Source organism: Rubripirellula amarantea, assembly GCF_007859865.1.
Classification (GTDB): domain Bacteria; phylum Planctomycetota; class Planctomycetia; order Pirellulales; family Pirellulaceae; genus Rubripirellula; species Rubripirellula amarantea.
Genome location: NZ_SJPI01000001.1, coordinates 15,653 through 32,263, shown reverse-complemented (window position 1 = coordinate 32,263; position 16,611 = coordinate 15,653). Strand labels below are relative to the sequence as shown.

Genomic DNA, 16,611 nt, shown 5'->3' with positions numbered 1-16,611 from the left:
CCGGAAAGAATTCCCATGGCTGCTATCACTACCCAGAACCAAGGCGAGATCATGATCGCTGGTTTTACCGACAGCAAGATTCTTGATAGCCAGCGTATTGAGCAGGTCGGCAAGGAACTGCAAGAAGTCGTTCCGCAAGCCATCCACAAGAAACTGCTGCTGAACTTTCGCGGTGTCTCGTTCATGTCGTCGGCGATGATCACCAAGTTGGTGATGCTCAACAAGGGGTGCAAAGCCCAAGGAGTGAGCCTGAAGTTTTGTGAAGTCTCGCCCAACGTGTTGGAAGTGTTCAAGATCACGAAATTGAACAAACTTTTTGACATCCAAGGCAGCGAAGAAAAAGCCATTGCCAGTTTTGACAAGAAGGGCTGGTTTGGTTAGTCCAAGCGACCCGGTTGAACTTGAACGGCTTCGGATCGGACATGAAATCCACGATGCCGTGCTGCCGTTTATTTTTGCATCGTCGGCCGGTATCACTCGACTGCTTGAAGACGCCAAGGGCCGACTCGAACAAGATGATCTTGATCAATTGCATCAAGTCGCACAGTGGCTTGATGAAGCGATGCAAACGGGGCGTCGGTTACTAACCGAGATCTATCCGCCCGCCTTGGACTCCACGACGTGGGACAGGGCTGCTGCCGATACGTTAGCTCGACTTTATCAAACACTGCCAACGATCAAGTGGGACGTTGCCGACACCGACGACGGCCAAACTTCGCCTGTTGCGTTAGCTAGTTATCGAATCACGGTCGAAGCGTGTCGCAATGCAATTAGGCATGGCCGAGCAAAGAACATCTCAGTGTTCTTTCATCGCGGATCCGATCGTGATTATTTGCTCACCATCACTGACGATGGGGAAGGCTTTGATCCCACTCTCGATCGCGAAGGGCATTTTGGGATCGCAGCCATGAAGAGCCGCGCCGAGGTCATGGGCGGTGATTTAGCGATCGAATCAACGCCCGGCGGTCCGACGACGGTTCGCGTCAAATTGCCGTGCGATTGAATCGCGAGCGGTTGCTCAATCGCGAACAGTTTCTAAGTTGCGAACAGTTGCTCAATCGCGAATCTCATCCTCGCGATCGGTTGCATCGCAATGATGGGTGATAGGGTGCCAACTTTATTTTGCGTCCGCAGGAGCCATTTCTTTGAGTGATTTGCCCAGGCGTTTGCGTCCGGTATTGGATCGCCCCCGCTTCGTTTTCGTTTGGTCTTGGGAAAACAGACCGGCAACATTCGGGTCAATGTCGCTGTTGTCAGCAGGCATGCCAATTTCTTCGATAGCATCGCTCACGCCTAGTAATACGGACTGACGAACACCGTCACGCAACCATTCAAAGAAATTGATATTCATAGCTATTGTCACTTAATTGGGATTCAGAGATCTGACGCCCCTTCAGGAGGCTCTCGCTAACCTCTTATCAAGCAAGTGATGCGAGCGTCCAGAGAGAAAATTGAAGATCTTGGGTGGCGAGCAAGATTCGATTCCATCCCATCATTCCAATTGCGATAAAACCAGCATTGACATTCGATCTTCCGAAGTTCTAACGTCCTGGCGTAAAAGGTGAATTGAACGCGTACAGCGGGATATTCACCAGAGACATTTGTGACCATGGGTGGGGAAAAGGTAGACAGCGATGCTGAACCAGTGGACCAACGAAAAATCAATGAGCCCGAGCGGTGCGTCCGCTATTCGGGTCAAGGGTTTTGTTTTGATGGTGTGTACCCTTTCTGTGTTTGCTACCGCTGGATGTCGCGGTTCGTCGAAGATGCGAAGCATGAATCCGTTTGCACGCAATAGCGAGCCATCGGCTGAATTGCTCGCCGGGACCGGACCTTCAACGACATACCCTGCTCCGCCGAGCACCTCGGCGACTCCGCAAGCCATCGCGTCGATTGCCGGGGGAACGCAGGCTCCGTCGTCGACTACCACTCCGTCAACCATGCCAGCGAATCCGATGGACCCGTCTGGGACCATGCAAGTCGCTGGCTTTAATGTCTCACCAGGCACCGCTACTCCACAAACCAATTTTGCTGCGGCTCAAGCCAACGGCGTTTATGGGCAACCGGCTTCGACACCTTCAACCGCCACCAATGGATTGGCTTCCACCAATTCGTATCCAGGGACGTCGGCTGCGAAACCTTCACCCTACACCTTTGGCAGCAAGTCCTTTGAGCCGAAGGCGACGCCTCAAACCGCTCCGGCCGTTCCGCCGACAAGCTATGCAAGCGCCGCATCTAGTTACCAAGCCCCTGGTAGCCAGTCACTCGGTAGCCAGTCACTCGGTAGCCAGTCACCCAGCGGACAATCATCGGGGAATTCAGTACCTGGAATTCCGGCAATGGGAGGCCAGACGCCGAGCTACGAGCCACCGAAGATGGCCGCAACGACATCCTCGACCAGTGAATCGAACTCTGGTCCGTCGTCTGGCGGGTTCTCATTGCCTTCCAATTTGCCGAACTTAGGTTCAGCCATTTCGTCGATCACGCCACCCAATTCCACGAGCACCGGGTCGGCGTATAGTTTGCCTGAGGAATCACCGACGATGAACGCGAGTATCGCGACTACTCCTGATACGACCGCGCCAGGGGCGACTACTGCGAGCTACGCGACAGCAAACGCCGCAGGCAGCCTCGGTGGCCGCGACTCGGCGGGGACAATCGCGCCTAGTTCCTACACACCCGGAAGCACGGGTCAGGCTTCTGGATATCCGAGCGGCAAAGAATCGCCCACGACATCAGGGTCTTTTTATCGCTGATGCCTAGGGCATTCTTAATGCAAACGGGCTCACGCCTGGCGGATCTCAATCCCAGCAAATCTTGCAGGCGTCAAAGATCGGGCCTTCTACACAGGTTCGCTTGTAATCCCATTCGCCGTCGTCTTGGTTAACCTTGGCGACGCAACTGAAACAGATACCGATGCCGCAAGCCATCGGTGTTTCCATCGAGACTTGGCAATCAACGCCCATCGATTCGCAGAGCTGGGCGACCTTCTCCATCATGATTTCGGGGCCGCAGGTGACCACACGGACGGTGGAAAGATCCTGGATCTCAGTCAGACGCTCTTTTAGTACATCTGGCACCAATGCTTGTTGGCCTAAAGATCCATCGTCGGTGCATAGCGTTACTTCGAAACCCGCTTTGCGAAAGTCATCGACGCCAGCGAGTAAGTTGGCGTTTCGAGCACCGTAGATGATCTCGGCATTCTGAGCCCAACCGGAGGCACGGTTCTGGACCCCAAAGGTTTGGTCACCGAGCGCTTCACGACCAAGCAACAGCATCGGAGTTTGTCCGATGCCGCCGACCGCCATGATGAGCGTTTGGCAATCGCGGTTTGAAAATCCGTTTCCAAGCGGGCCCCACAAATCGATCGGGGTTCCGACGGATGCCGACGAAAGCGGTGTTGTCAGTGCACCCTTCCGCAGATAAATCACATCCACATACGTGGGTTCACCTTGGTCATTATCAAGAATGTCGTAGATCGCTAAGGCTCGACCAATCAGCGGCGCGTTGATACCGGCCATGCGGATCATCACGAATTGCCCCGGCACCGCATTGGCGGCAATCGGAGCCGCTTCAACACGAAGGCGAAAGGTAGATTCGGCAATCTGTTCATTGAGGACTATCGTGGTCCTCACTTGAGTCATCGAATCGGCGTAGTAATCGGCGTGCAGTTTGGTCATACAGCGTTGCAGGCTTCACAAGTGAAACCTGTGAATCAGAGGTCCCTAGGAATTTACTATCTCTTTTTTCGACGTGCGGATTTCTTATTGAAGTTCCGTCCGCTGGCCGCACCCGTTGGATTGGCTCGCGTCGGCTTTCTTCCCGTCTTAGCTTTCTTAACCTTGGCCGGCTTCGGATCTGGGGATGAGTCGCCGCCGATCACTGCCCCAGTACGTTTGGATCCCGTCGCTGGCAAGAAGGACAGCGGATCTGCGGTGGGCTTTTCTTTCGTGCGAGCTTTCTTGGTTCCAGGACGAACTGAGCCGGAAGTCTTTTTGACGGACTTTTTGCGAGGGCCATTGCCTTGAGTACGAGTGGAAGTCGATCGCGTGCTGCTCTTAGGTCGCGCCGTCTTTCGTCGGGGCGTTTGCGCATCGGTGTTTTCGGTCGCTTCGCGCTCATGTTGTTTCTCGGCTGCCTCGACTGCTGCCCACAACTTGTCAACTTCGTCGCGCATTAGCAAACGGTGCGCACCGACGGGAATGTCACCTAGGCGTAGCGGGCCAACAGCGATTCGTTGCAGTTGTTGAACCTTGTGTCCAAGCCGAGCCAAGATGCGGCGAATTTCGCGATTCTTGCCTTCACGCAGCGTGATTTCCATTTCCGTTGCGCGAGCTTTTGCCTTTAGGATCTTGGCGCCCTCGACCTGCACAAATCCGTCCGAGATGTAGATGCCTTGCCGCATCTTCTTCATCGTTTCGCCTTCGACCTTACCCGCTACAACGACGCGGTAGATCTTTCGGATTCCAAACTTGGGGTGCGTTAACCGTTGAGCAAGTTCGCCGTCGTTGGTCAGCAGGATCAAACCTTCACTGCTGCGGTCGAGGCGTCCCACCGCGAACACCCGTTCGCTCGGCGGAACCAAATCCACCACCCTCGGACGCCCCTGCGGGTCTCGGTTGGTGGTGACCACTCCAGTCGGCTTATTGACGGCGTAATAGACAAGCTTTTGTTTCTTCAGAAGCACGCCATCGACACGCACCTTTTGCGTTTCCAAATCGACCGAGACGCCCTGCTTGGTGACCGTTTCTGAATCAACCTCGACGCGACCGTCTTCGATTAGTTGTTCGCATTGTCGTCGCGAGCCATATCCGGCGGATGCCAATACTCGTTGCAGACGTTGGGGGCCAGACGAGTTGGCCTTCGAAGACGGACGGGATTTGGGTTTGGGGGCCATGGGAGTGCCAGGAAGTAAGGGCAAGAATACCCTACAACGTAACACTCGCGACTACTTTGCCACACCCGGCAATCGTGATGGGAAAAAGGCTCTGATTAACGCCCAAACCCATAAGTGGAGTCACGATGGATCCGATTTCGCACGGCCTCTGGCAACGGTTGTTGGTAGTCCGGTGGCCGCGATGCCGCTTCGTAGGGCCCGATATCGTTTTGCGGGAACGGATCGTTGATGATCGCTTGGCTTTGTTGACGAAGCATCGGCCCGGCCGGTGGCAAGACTCCCTGGCCGCGGCAGCCTAAGGAAACTGTGGCAATGGCTGCGAAACAAATCAGCAGCAGGATGTTTTGTTGATCTCGGCGCATGACCAGAGAACCTTCCGGGGGAGGATAGATCTGGCAGCAGAAACAGTCGGTGCGGACTGATCCTGAAGCTTGGATTGGGAGCGTAGTATTTGCGGCACGAACACGGATAGAGGAATCCCCGCCAGTGTCGCATTGACCTACTTCGTTTCACGCCCGCTCCTCACGATAGCAAACCTTCGGAATCTGGTCCTGAATCACATGGGATCGTGAGGGTCTTGCCTAATGTGTGCAATGCAACTGCCCGTGGGGTCAAGAAGCACTTGGCGGCTCAGTTCGGCAAATGTGCCGTCAATACGGTGGAAGATGGTTGTCCATCGCCGTCTTTCGATGGCATCTCGACCGCCGTGATAGTACTTGCTGGCATGCAAGCTGGGAGCAACACCGATTGCCCAGCCGACAAAGTTGTGGTTTCCGATCCAACATGCAAAGTGGCCTTTCCACGTGGGACCGTAACAATGTGAAACTTGTCGTCCCCGCCGATCCTACCCTCGCCGTGAATCAAAACATTCAGCACGAACTTGTCGCAATCCACCATGGTTTGCCATCCGGCGGCGCCCATGTCGGCGCGCTTGGCCGCGACTGGTCCGGATGAATAGTCGGATACTTCGAGGCTTTGCTCGATGTGTAACGGGCGTGCATTGCCTTCGGCATCGACGCGGTTCCAGTCGAAAAGGCGAAACGTGGTGTCACTGGACTGTTGAATTTCGGCAACAAGCAGGCCGGCTCCCAATGCGTGAACTGTGCCCGCGGGGATGAAAACGATATCGCCAGGTTCGGGATGAAACGAGTGAAGCACTTCCTCGGTCTGTCCCGCGTCGATCGCTTCACTGAGCATCATACGGTCGACTTCGGGCTTGAGGCCCGCATAGATGAGTCCGCCGGGATCTGATTCGACGATGTACCAAGCCTCGGTCTTTCCCAAATCGGGAGGCGACATACGTTTCGCATAGGCATCGTCAGGATGAACTTGAACCGAAAGCACTCGGTTGCAATCCAAATACTTCAGCAGCAGTGGAAATGACAAGCTCTCGCCACCAGACGAAAGCTGGCTGGCTGAAGACCCCAGCAGCCATTGGGGATGGTCGCGGATCAATTGATCCAAAGCGATTCCCGCCAACGAACCATTGGCCACGATGCTCTGATCGGTCCCATGGTCGACGATTTCCCAGCTCTCTGCGTAGTTGTCGTCCTGGCCGATGGGCTTCCCCAAACGTTGGCCAAGTTTCCGGCCACCCCAAATGGTTTGTTTTAGAACGGGGCGGAAGGCAAGCGGGTAGGGCTTCATCATAGTTAGTGGCGAATCTATGGCGGGAACCCAAATCGACTCGATCGGGCCGGGAAAATGAGCACTTCAAGTGGAAGCAACGTTTAATTATTAGCGTTTTAGCAGTCAAGCGATTCTGTTTTAACCACATGCAGCGGATCCCAGAGGCGGGATTTTTTCGGGCTGCTACAATGGCGGTTCGTGAAGACGTCTGAAGCGTCCATTCCGCTTTCGCACCCAATGAGAGAATCCACTGGTGGATCGTATCGCCCGCCCCCAAGACGACCTGTTTGAAAACTCAACGATGACCTTCGGGGAGCACCTCGAAGAGCTTCGTAAGTGTTTGGTTCACGCTGTGGCTTGGCTTGCCGGTGGGTTGATCATCGGACTGTTCTTCGCCGACAGTGTGATTCTATTCATTCAGCAACCGCTCGAATCTGCCATTCGGAATTTTCAAGCCGATCGAGACCTGTACAAGTTGGGCTACGATCCTAAGGCCGACGAGTCTCAGCCGATTCGTGACTTCATGACCGAACACTCGTTGGTAGCCGAGGTGATCTATACGGTTCCCGAAGAGTATCAATCGTTGACCTCAGATTCGATCCAGGTCAATTCGCAGAATCAGGAAACTGCCGCGGCGGAAGTGACCGTTGACCCTAGTGATCTGGCCAAGTTGTTGAGTTCCCTGCCCACGACGGATTCGCTTAAGCCGGTCGTGCAGTTTCGAGAGTCCAGCACCGGGCTAAGTTCACTAAAGGTCGAAGAGCCGTTTATGGTTTGGGTCAAGGCGGGGCTCATCGTGGGTGCTGTGTTCTCGTCACCGATGGTGTTCTATCACTTGTGGTCCTTCATCGCCGCTGGATTGCATTCGCACGAACGACGCTACGTCTACATCTACCTGCCGGTTAGCGTCGTACTTTTTGTATCAGGGGTCGTGTTGGCGTTCTTCTTGGTGCTGCACTATGTCCTTTCGTTCTTGCTCGCGTTCAACGGTAGCATGGATGTCGCGGTGGAACCTCGTTTGACTTACTACGTCAATTTCGTGCTAATGCTACCACTAGGTTTTGGCATTGCTTTCCAGTTGCCCATCGTGATGTTGTTCCTGCAACGGATTGGACTATTGGAAACCCAAGCGTACGTTGACAGTTGGAAGATCGCGGTGTTGGTTATCTTTGTGATTTCGATGATCGTAACGCCCGCTGACGTTACCAGTATGGTTGCTTTGGCGATTCCTCTGGTGTTTCTGTACATGCTTGGGATCTTGATGTGCAAGTTCATACCGCAGGGCCGCGGCTTGGGAAGCGACGCCTACGACCCTGCTTAGGGTTTGATCTTGGCTGCCGATTGGCGAGATCATTCGCCTAGCCTAGAGGGATTTTCCGCCAGCATTTAGTTTTGGTGAATGCTGTGTGAAGACCTGGTTGGCGCAAATTGCTTCCGCGTGTGGACGCCGCTATGGTACGTCCAACACGCAGTTTCAATTTGACAATCCAGTGGTACAGGCATGACGTCCGTGGCCAGAAACGACTTCAAGAATCGGCTCGCATGAGCATCGAGTCGCACGCATACGACGGGCTTGATGACCCAACCCGCACGCGGCAGCAATGTCGTGAGGACGATGCCGGTCCAACGGATAAGTCGCAAAGTGAACACGACGATTGCGTTGGCAACCTTCCCGTCATCGGAACGTTGGTTGGCGATTCGTTGTTGCTAAGTGAGATCGCTCGCGGGGCCATGGGAGTGGTCTACAAAGCACGCCAGCAATCATTGGATCGCATGGTTGCGGTCAAGATGGTGTTGGAAGGTGGATGCGATCGAGATCAATTGCGTCAGCGGTTTGACAACGAGGCTCGATTCGCGGCTTCGCTTGATCACCCAGGGATTGTGCCGGTCTATGAAGTTGGTCGTTGGCAAGGATTGCCCTATTTTGTGATGGCCCTTGTAGATGGAGAAAGTCTGGCCGAGCGACTGAGGGATGGGCCGCTGAAGCCCGATATTGCAGCGGAGATTGCTTTTCAAACCGCCGATGCCATCTCACACGCTCATCACCACAAGATCATCCACAGGGATCTGAAGCCTGCCAATATTTTGATCAATTGCGATGGTCGAGCGATGATCACGGACTTCGGGGTGAGCAAAACACTCGGATCAAGCAGCGACCTGACGTCCACCGGTGAATTAATCGGTACGCCACACTACATGCCGCCCGAGCAGGCGGGTGCAAACGGTGGAAAAGTCGGGCCCGCCAGCGATGTCTACGCTATTGGGGCCGTCTTGTATGCGATGTTGACCGGCCGACCACCTTTTCTAGCCGCCACTCCCATCGACGTTGTTTCTCAGGTGCTGACCCAAGAACCGGTGCGTCCCCTTTCGCTCAATTCCGCAGTGCCAATCGAACTCGATGTAATCACGGGAAAGTGCTTGCAGAAGTCTCCTGCGGATCGCTACGGCAGTGCATCAGAACTAGCAAACGATTTGAAACGCTTTCTTACCGGGGAACCAATATCGGCGCGTCCGCCCGGGGTACTGCAACGAATGAAGATGTTTCTGCGCGCCCATGTGATGCTTGCCAGTGTTTCAGGTTCCGCGGCATTGTTGTTGATATTGATGAACATCGTGTCGATGTTTGCGTTGGTGCGAACTCGTTCCGAGGTTGCTGAACTTACCGACGCTTTGGAAGTAGCAGTGCAGATGCGGCAAACCGAGCGGCGAGTGTTCGCCAGCGTGACGGGTCGCAGTTCGTCTAACCCAACTGCCGACCAAATTGCGTCGGACGCGAACTACGTAAGTTTCGAAATTCAACGTTTGCTTGCCGCCGCAGACCACTACCAAACGTCTCGTCCCGAATTGTCGATGCAGTTGCTAATCGCAGCGATCCAGACCTCGCAGCAAAACCTAATCGCACCTGGTGACGCGACAGTCTCGCGTCTTCGCGGCGCGGTTGCCTTGATGCAAAAAGCTCAATCTCCCGATTCGTTCAACGAGTCCAATCTAGATAGCGGTGTTGAGGTCCGACCTTTGGACGAGATGAATGTAGACGAACTAATACTTGAAGCTCAAAAGCGGTTCCCCCAGAAAATGTCTGTGATAGATCGTGCATTGCTGGGGCTATTGCCAATCGATGTCGACTCTAGAGTTGGCGGAGAAGTGAATGTTGAACAAGGCACGCCAAAAATGGATGAACAAATATGATCGAAGCTCGAACTTGGTTCCTTGAAATTTCGGATGGTCCAGATTCCGGTAGGAAGTTTACGCTGCGTCCTGATCATGTCTTCGTCATCGGTCGTGGTAGCCAAAGTGATAGCCAGATCAGAGACCCCAGTATCAGCCGCATTCATTGCGAGGTCCGTTGGAATGACGGAACGCCTGTCATTGCGGATGTCGGGGGTGCTGGGGGGACAATCGTTGATGGAGGATTGATTGATGCACCTGAGCCCGTGTCGATTGGATCGTGCATTCAGATCGGCGACACTCGCCTGCGCGTTCGTAGTGCTGATACACTTGATGCGGCGACGATGGTCGGAGCTCATGCGAATCTTCAGTCCGCCACTGAGGAACCGCCGGAATTGTCGATTGCGAAAATACAGCAACTTGAAGGGCACACTTTTCTACGTTTTGAACTTGAGAAGCTCATCCAGATTAGCTCTAGCAGCGTGGTGTTCAGGGGCGTTGACTTAAAGCACGATCGGAAAGTTGCGGTCAAGATTTTAAGGCCCAACTTGGTTTCGACTGAAGTTCAACGACAACGATTCATTCGGGCCATGCGGACCATGTTACCGATCAAGCATCCTAACATCGTACGAACTCGCAAGGCCGGCCGGACCGGTCCGTATTGTTGGGCTGCGTTTGATTGGATCGACGGTATCAGCGTGGCCGAGTTGATCGAAACAATTGGAATCAGCGGGATGTTGGATTGGCGAGAGGTGCTTCGTGTCGCGGTTCATATTGGACGCGCCTTGGAAGAAGCAGACAAGCATGGTGTTGTTCACCGAAACGTCACTCCCGCGAATTTGTTACGGCGGAATCACGATCAAGCCTTCCTGTTGACCGATCTTATCTATGCTCGAGCGCTGCAGTACACCGATGCGCCTCAATTAACGCGACCCGGCGAAGTCATTGGTGACTTGGGGTATCTCGCACCCGAGCGGATCACCGACAGCACAGTAGTGGATCAGCGAAGCGACCAGTATTCACTCGGTGCGACGCTGTACGCCTTATTGACCGGGGTGCCCCCTTACCAAGCCAATAGTCTTGCCGAGCTACTGGAGAAGCAACAGACGGAAGAGCCTCAACATCCGACTCAGTTCCAAATGGGACTCAACGAAAACTTTTGTGAAGTCGTGATGCGAATGCTAAGCAAGTCGCCCGAATCGCGTTATCGCTCGGCAACAAAGTTGCTGCACGAACTCGACACTGTGGCGGTCGCAGGAGGAGTCGAAGCTGACTGGGTCTCTTGGCAGGGCTAGGTCGAGTGTCCGAACCGATTGGCGATTACTTGATGGCGTCGAACGGTTAGTTTCGATGTTAGTTCGTTTGCGGCAAGCGATAGCGGTTCTTCGAAAAAGCCTATTGAGACATCGCAGAAGGAAAGCAAAGACTGCATTAGCTTTTCGATGTCAGGTAAGGTTGCTTCGTCGCCATCGATCCACAATTCAAGCTGGTCACGCATTAGCAAGAGTGCGTGGTCGATACCGGGTAGAGACTCAACCTCGCGCTCGACACTTGTTGGATGGACTTTTATTCCGTTGCCGAGCACGATCACATCGTCGACACGACCGAGGATTCTAAGTTGTCCGGACGGTTCGTCTCGCTTGACAAGGTCGCCTGTCCGAAGCCATCCATCGGTGTCAATCTTTTTTGCCGTGGTTTCCGAAGCATCGTAGTATCCTTCCATGACATGGCTCCCTCGCACATACAATTCGCCACTGCGGATTTGAGTTTGCCATCCTTCGACAAAGTCACCTACCAATCCTGCGGTCGCGTTATTGGGGGTGGCGCTGCAGATCACCGGTCCGGTTTCTGTTAGCCCATAACCTTGGATCACTGTCACCCTTCGCTTGCTCCATTGATCAAAGTCGCCGGGAGCTAAGGCAGCTCCACCAACGCCAAGCAATCGCAATCGGCTGAGCCCTACGGCATCGAGGTCTTCATGCAAAAGTTGGCGTGCGACCGAAGGAACCGTATTGATCAATGTTGGGTTGACGCTTGGGCCATAGGTCATCAAACCCTTCGTGCCCAACGTGACCGCTAGAGTGCAACCTGATAGTAACCACGTCCCAAGGTCACATGTTCTCGCGTAGGCATGAGAAAGAGGAAGCATTGTCAAACGAACATCGGTGGGCATTTGCGGAACGGCTGCTAGTTTTGCCGCTGCGTTAGCGAGCCAAGCCGTGTGCCGCTGAACAACCCCGGTCGGCAGGCTAGTAGTGCCGCTGGTCCACAGGATCGTTCTCCCGTTGGATGAGAATGTTACGTCGTGCGTGTAGTGACGTGATTCGGACGCGTAGATCGAATCGCCACTGGGCCGCAAACCCGATGACTCAGATTCAGTTGGTGAAACCTCAGCCGGTACGCTTTCTATAGGTGGAAGTTCAAAAACTTGACCACCGAGAATATCCACTCGACGCTGTCGTTCGGCGGGACCAAGGCGAGAATCAAGTGGAGCTTCGATGCCTCCCAAACTGGCGATTGCGAGTGCGATCACAACGTCATTGAGGTCATTGGGAGCGTCGTGGATGAGTGGGCGACTAAGGTCAAACTGAGCGATTTGATTTATCGCCGTATTGACCATTTGCCCAAGCCGAGCCCAAGAGATAGGTCCCTCAACGAAATCAACCAGCGCGGCACAATTGCCACGCTGGTTGATATGTTGTTCTAAAATTTCAAGCATTGGAGCTTGTCAGTAAGCAAACCCTGGTTTGCCTACCAACTTAGGCCAAGACGCCCAAAGCCTTTGCGAGCTTGGCACCATTGCCGGCTTGACCGAACGAAACCATGCGGGCAACGCAAACTTGCTTCATTGCTTCGCGAGCTGGCTTAAGGTACGCACGTGGGTCAAACGCACCCTTGTCTTCGGTCAGGACCTTTCGGATCGCACCGGTGATAGCCATGCGGCAATCGGTGTCGACGTTAATCTTGCGAACACCACTCTTGATACCGCGTTGAATTTCTTCAACCGGCACGCCGTAAGTTTGCTTCATTTCACCACCGTACTGGTTGATGATGTCTTGAAGTTCTTGAGGCACGCTGGACGAACCGTGCATGACCAAGTGGGTGTTGGGCAGCTTGGCGTGAATCGCTTCGATGCGGTCCATCGCAAGCACTTCGCCGGTTGGCTTCTTGGTGAACTTGTACGCACCGTGGCTCGTTCCAATAGCAACGGCCAACGCGTCCACGCCGGTCAGTTCAACAAATTGAGCGGCTTCGTCAGGATCGGTAAGAAGTTGATCGTGGGTGAGTTCGCCCACGGCGCCGTGTCCGTCTTCTTGTTCGCCTTCGCCCGATTCAAGCGATCCGAGGCAACCAAGTTCGCCTTCCACACTGACGTTTTGCGAGTGTGCTGCATCAACGACTTCCTTCGTCACTCGGACGTTGTACTCAAAGTCGGCGGGGGTCTTGCCGTCTTCCTTCAACGAACCGTCCATCATCACCGAAGTGAATCCGTTGTCGATCGCCGATTGGCAAGTCGCAGGGCTATTGCCGTGATCTTGGTGCATCACGATTGGAATGCTGGGGTGCAGTTCGGCGGCGGCCATCATCAGATAACGCAGGTATGCGTCGTTGGTGTATGACCGAGCACCACGAGAAGCCTGGATGATGACTGGCGAATCAGTCTCCGCAGCGGCTTCCATGATGGCCTGAATTTGTTCCATGTTGTTGACGTTGAAAGCGGCGACGCCGTAGTCGTTTTCGGCGGCGTGATCAAGAACGACTCGGAGAGGAACCAAAGGCATGATGGAGGCCCTAAATCTAATACGGGAACGGAAAGGTTCGTGAATTCAGCAAGGATTATCCGCCGAAATGCACAAATCGCAAGGGCTGACGACTTGGCTTTCCCTCAATCGCTTCTCAGGGGGAAATTTCAGCCCGCGAGGCACTCGCAGCGGTGCTGTCATGCGTAGAATCGGGAGTCGCAAACTGGCGAAACGGGCTGGTTCTCCCTTTTTTTGCTTCTTTTATGGGGCCATGCCCTCCTACACGTCCGTTTCCCGCCATCGCTCTCATTAGGTCCATTTTCGATGCCAGACGACTGCACTCCCATCGCTCAGTTGCGAAATCTCGGTGTTGCCTGCGAACGAGACCTCAACGCGGTGCAGATTTACACGCTCGGTGACATCAAAGAATTGGGAATCGAGAAGACGTTTGAAGTGTTGATGCTCGGCCGCATCGCTCGAGGGGCTAGGCATCGAAATGGGGGTGGAACAACGTTCAACGCGGTTTACCTATACGCACTCTACGGTGCGGTGCATGATATCGATTGGCGAGCGATCCCTGATGTGAAGAAGAGCCGCTTCAAGGAACTGACCGCGCGAATGCGAAAGGAACACGGCTCATGATTCAAGCTAACGAGTTCGTGAAACGCTATGGCGATTTCACGGCCGTGAACGGGATTTCGTTCCATGTCCCCGGCGGAACGGTCGCTGCCCTTGTTGGGCCCAACGGAGCCGGCAAAACGACGACCATCCGAACCGCATGCGGAATCTTGCGACCAACGTCAGGCAGCTTTCAAATCGCAGGCATAGATCTGCGATCTGATCCGGTGGGTGTCAAGCAGCGTGTGGCGTACGTTCCCGACGATCCACCCCTCTTCGAGTCGCTCACCGTGTGGGAGCACTTGATGTTTATCGCATCGGCTTATCGGCTCAAGGACTGGCAATCCAATGGGGAAGCACTGCTAACGCAATTTGAACTGATTGCTAAACGACAAACTTTGGCGTCGGAGTTGTCACGCGGCATGCGGCAAAAAGTGGCCATCGCTTGCGCCTATCTTCGCGAGCCCGAGGTCCTGCTGCTCGACGAACCGATGACCGGTCTCGATCCACCGAGCATTCGATTGCTCAAGCGATCGATAGCGCAGCAGGCTGCAAGGGGAGCCACGGTGCTGATCAGTTCCCATCTACTCACTCTCGTTGAGGACATTTGCACGCACTTGGTCCTAATGCGATCTGGCGACGTTTTGTTCTCGGGAATGATGAGCGAGGCTCGATCTCAATTTGGCGGTACGTCTCAAAGCCTCGAAGAAGTGTTCTTTCGCTTGACTGCGGACGATCAATGGACGCCGGCGAAATCAATTGAGGCCGTCGATGAATGAAAGGCTCCTGTCGAAATTCGTCGATCCCGCACTCTCTGGACTGACACGTCAACTGTTGCGTGGTGGTTTGCGATCCTTTACCAAACAGATCAAAAAGCCCACCGGGATTCTGGTTGCATTGGTCATGCTTGCGATGATCGTCGGGGGCGTGGTGCCAAGTGTCGTCGCGAGTCTCTACGCTGGTGATCAAATGCGATCGGCAGTCATCGACTTGCCCACCGTCGCACCGGTGATCTTTACCTTGATTGGTTTGCTGGCGATAGCGACTCAGAGCGGGATAGCGTTGCTAGAACTAAAGCCGCCCGAATTGCAGTTCGTATTGGCGGGGCCGTTTACGGCAAATCATATCTTGTCTTATCGCTTGATCACGTTTTTCTTGGCGTGGTTCTTGATGTGCTTATTTGGTTCGGTCATGGCGATGCCATACTTGCCCCAGTGGTGGTCTGGTTTTCTGTCGATGTACCTGTTCGGAATCTTTGTGATTTCGCTAATCGTTATCCGGACGCTGACCAATCCTTTCCTGACCCCTTTCCGAAGCGTTTTGCTGCAATCGTCAATAGGACTTTGTCTGATCGTATTTGTTGGAATGGCGATTCCGCCATTTGTTGAGGGAACGATTGGTTGGTCGGCTCAGAGTTTTCTATTGGCCATGATGGATAGCGGTTTTGGAACTTGGCTTACGCTTCCCATGCAGCCGTTTGCAAATCTGATTAATCCTGGACACGCCGTAGATTTCTTTGTCTCGCTAGCTATCTGTATGGCCTTGATTGGTGCGGCCTTGTGGGGATGTTACCGAGTGAACGACGGGTTCGCTGAGCTCGCCGTTGCGGGGATAGCGAAACGCCAACAAAGAATACAACGGTTGCGTGATGGCGATATCTCGAGAACAAAGTGGTTCGCGTCCAAGAGTCATCGGTCACTACCGCGGTTACCGTTTCTCGCCGGTGCCGGTCCGGTCGCATGGTTGCAGCTAACTGGTTTTTGGCGACGCAACGGTCGCATCGCTAGCTTGGCAGTTCTCGTGTCGATCACCGTTGCCACGGTATGCCTGGTGTTTTTCTCGGAGCAAATGATGCTGCTTCGCGAACGTCAAGGAAGTGCTTCGGTTCCGATTGCGATGGGCATCTCGTGCTATGTTGCGTTCCTAACCACATCGCTTTCGCCATCAGGCTTCTCGGCGCCGGTAAGGTCGCTGTTGATGTTCAAGACGTTTGCCGTCCGACCCTTTCCGCTCGCTGTAGGGATGTTAGCCGGCGGGTTTGTTCCGTTGCTAGTTTTGAGACTTTGCTTCTTTGCGCCGGCCACATTGGTGTCATCGCGATGGATTGGCCAAGACCTTGTGATTTTGTTGCTCGGAATTTCAGCGGACCTAGCTTTTGTGTCTTCAATTGGCTTGCTAGGAGCCGGAACGAATTTGCGTCCGATCCCTGATGGCACTCCTGATATTCTGCAGGGAGGGCGAGCAATGCTCTTCATGATGTTGGCAAGTCTTGGATTGTTGCCCACGGTCATGTTTGCCGGTTTGTGCGGTTTGATCGCGGGGTTCTGGACGGATTTCAATGTAACGATCAGTTTGCTTGCGACCGCCGTTTCGGCATTTGTATGTCAGGTGTTAGTTTGGTGGATCACCGGAACGCTGTTTGATCGCCGTGAATTGGAAATTTAGCTAGAGCTTTTTCTGCAGCAGTAACCGTGCACGATTATTCAGTGAAGACGTTTCTCGATCCGAGGAATATAGACGGATCGATCCTAATTTTGACTACGATAAGGCGGTTAC

16 protein-coding genes are annotated in these 16,611 nt (G+C 54.0%); 9 read left to right on the top strand and 7 right to left on the bottom strand.

Translation table 11 applies throughout. The features are described 5' to 3' along the window. Positions 1-15 precede the first annotated feature (15 nt). Both Pla22_RS00155 and Pla22_RS00150 read left to right on the top strand, forming a co-directional pair. The gene (locus tag Pla22_RS00155) at positions 16-381 is read left to right on the top strand and encodes an STAS domain-containing protein (RefSeq protein WP_146512789.1); all 366 of its coding nucleotides are present in this window, start codon (positions 16-18) and stop codon (positions 379-381) included. Beyond that, on the top strand, positions 374-1,003 hold the full coding sequence (locus Pla22_RS00150; RefSeq protein ID WP_165440446.1) for a sensor histidine kinase: 630 nt from the start codon (positions 374-376) through the stop codon (positions 1,001-1,003). Before Pla22_RS00155 ends, Pla22_RS00150 begins: the two co-directional genes overlap by 8 nt. Before the next feature lie 114 nt (positions 1,004-1,117). Here the strand turns inward: Pla22_RS00150 and Pla22_RS00145 are convergent, their stop codons facing one another. Further along, positions 1,118-1,351 carry a hypothetical protein gene (locus Pla22_RS00145; protein WP_146512787.1) on the bottom strand — a complete coding sequence of 78 codons (234 nt, stop codon included), beginning with the start codon at positions 1,349-1,351 and terminating at the stop codon, positions 1,118-1,120. Between the two features lie 283 nt (positions 1,352-1,634). Between Pla22_RS00145 and Pla22_RS00140 the strand changes: the two genes are divergently transcribed. Continuing rightward, entirely contained in the window at positions 1,635-2,756 is a 1,122-nt protein-coding gene (locus tag Pla22_RS00140; RefSeq protein WP_146512786.1) for a hypothetical protein, read from the top strand. 45 nt (positions 2,757-2,801) lie between these two features. Here the strand turns inward: Pla22_RS00140 and Pla22_RS00135 are convergent, their stop codons facing one another. From Pla22_RS00135 to Pla22_RS00120, 4 genes are all read right to left on the bottom strand, one after another. Next, entirely contained in the window at positions 2,802-3,680 is an 879-nt protein-coding gene (locus tag Pla22_RS00135; protein WP_146512785.1) for a dihydroorotate dehydrogenase electron transfer subunit, read from the bottom strand. 56 nt (positions 3,681-3,736) lie between these two features. Beyond that, positions 3,737-4,897 (bottom strand): pseudouridine synthase, encoded by a 1,161-nt coding sequence (locus tag Pla22_RS00130; RefSeq protein ID WP_146512784.1) that lies wholly within the window; start codon positions 4,895-4,897, stop codon positions 3,737-3,739. 95 nt (positions 4,898-4,992) lie between these two features. Beyond that, positions 4,993-5,259, bottom strand: a complete 267-nt coding sequence (locus tag Pla22_RS00125; protein WP_242631694.1) for a membrane or secreted protein — start codon at positions 5,257-5,259, stop codon at positions 4,993-4,995. A gap of 268 nt (positions 5,260-5,527) precedes the next feature. Continuing rightward, complete coding sequence (locus Pla22_RS00120; RefSeq protein ID WP_146515127.1) at positions 5,528-6,544, bottom strand: type I phosphomannose isomerase catalytic subunit; 1,017 nt, start codon at positions 6,542-6,544, stop codon at positions 5,528-5,530. A gap of 235 nt (positions 6,545-6,779) precedes the next feature. Between Pla22_RS00120 and tatC the strand changes: the two genes are divergently transcribed. The 3 genes from tatC (at position 6,780) to Pla22_RS00105 (ending at position 10,989) form a co-directional block, all read left to right on the top strand. Further along, on the top strand, positions 6,780-7,847 hold the full coding sequence (tatC, locus tag Pla22_RS00115; RefSeq protein ID WP_146512783.1) for a twin-arginine translocase subunit TatC: 1,068 nt from the start codon (positions 6,780-6,782) through the stop codon (positions 7,845-7,847). Positions 7,848-8,068: 221 nt separating this feature from the next. Next, positions 8,069-9,715, top strand: a complete 1,647-nt coding sequence (locus Pla22_RS00110; RefSeq protein WP_165440445.1) for a serine/threonine-protein kinase — start codon at positions 8,069-8,071, stop codon at positions 9,713-9,715. After that, positions 9,712-10,989: a protein kinase domain-containing protein gene (locus tag Pla22_RS00105; protein WP_146512781.1), complete on the top strand. Its 1,278-nt coding sequence runs from the start codon at positions 9,712-9,714 to the stop codon at positions 10,987-10,989. Before Pla22_RS00110 ends, Pla22_RS00105 begins: the two co-directional genes overlap by 4 nt. On the opposite strand, the gene Pla22_RS00100 is transcribed toward Pla22_RS00105, so the two are convergent. Continuing rightward, positions 10,986-12,413, bottom strand: a complete 1,428-nt coding sequence (locus tag Pla22_RS00100) for a class I adenylate-forming enzyme family protein (protein ID WP_146512780.1) — start codon at positions 12,411-12,413, stop codon at positions 10,986-10,988. The genes Pla22_RS00105 and Pla22_RS00100 overlap by 4 nt on opposite strands. Before the next feature lie 40 nt (positions 12,414-12,453). Continuing rightward, a complete protein-coding gene (gene fba / locus Pla22_RS00095; RefSeq protein ID WP_146512779.1) occupies positions 12,454-13,476 on the bottom strand; it encodes a class II fructose-bisphosphate aldolase in 1,023 nt (340 codons plus the stop codon). 285 nt (positions 13,477-13,761) lie between these two features. Between fba and Pla22_RS00090 the strand changes: the two genes are divergently transcribed. From Pla22_RS00090 to Pla22_RS00080, 3 genes are read left to right on the top strand one after another with little or no spacing between them, the layout of a single operon-like run. Further along, positions 13,762-14,079, top strand: a complete 318-nt coding sequence (locus Pla22_RS00090; RefSeq protein ID WP_146512778.1) for a TfoX/Sxy family DNA transformation protein — start codon at positions 13,762-13,764, stop codon at positions 14,077-14,079. Next, on the top strand, positions 14,076-14,834 hold the full coding sequence (locus tag Pla22_RS00085; protein WP_146512777.1) for an ABC transporter ATP-binding protein: 759 nt from the start codon (positions 14,076-14,078) through the stop codon (positions 14,832-14,834). The genes Pla22_RS00090 and Pla22_RS00085 overlap by 4 nt, the downstream gene beginning before the upstream one ends. Continuing rightward, positions 14,827-16,500, top strand: a complete 1,674-nt coding sequence (locus Pla22_RS00080; RefSeq protein ID WP_146512776.1) for a putative ABC exporter domain-containing protein — start codon at positions 14,827-14,829, stop codon at positions 16,498-16,500. Before Pla22_RS00085 ends, Pla22_RS00080 begins: the two co-directional genes overlap by 8 nt. The last annotated feature ends 111 nt before the right edge of the window (positions 16,501-16,611 follow it).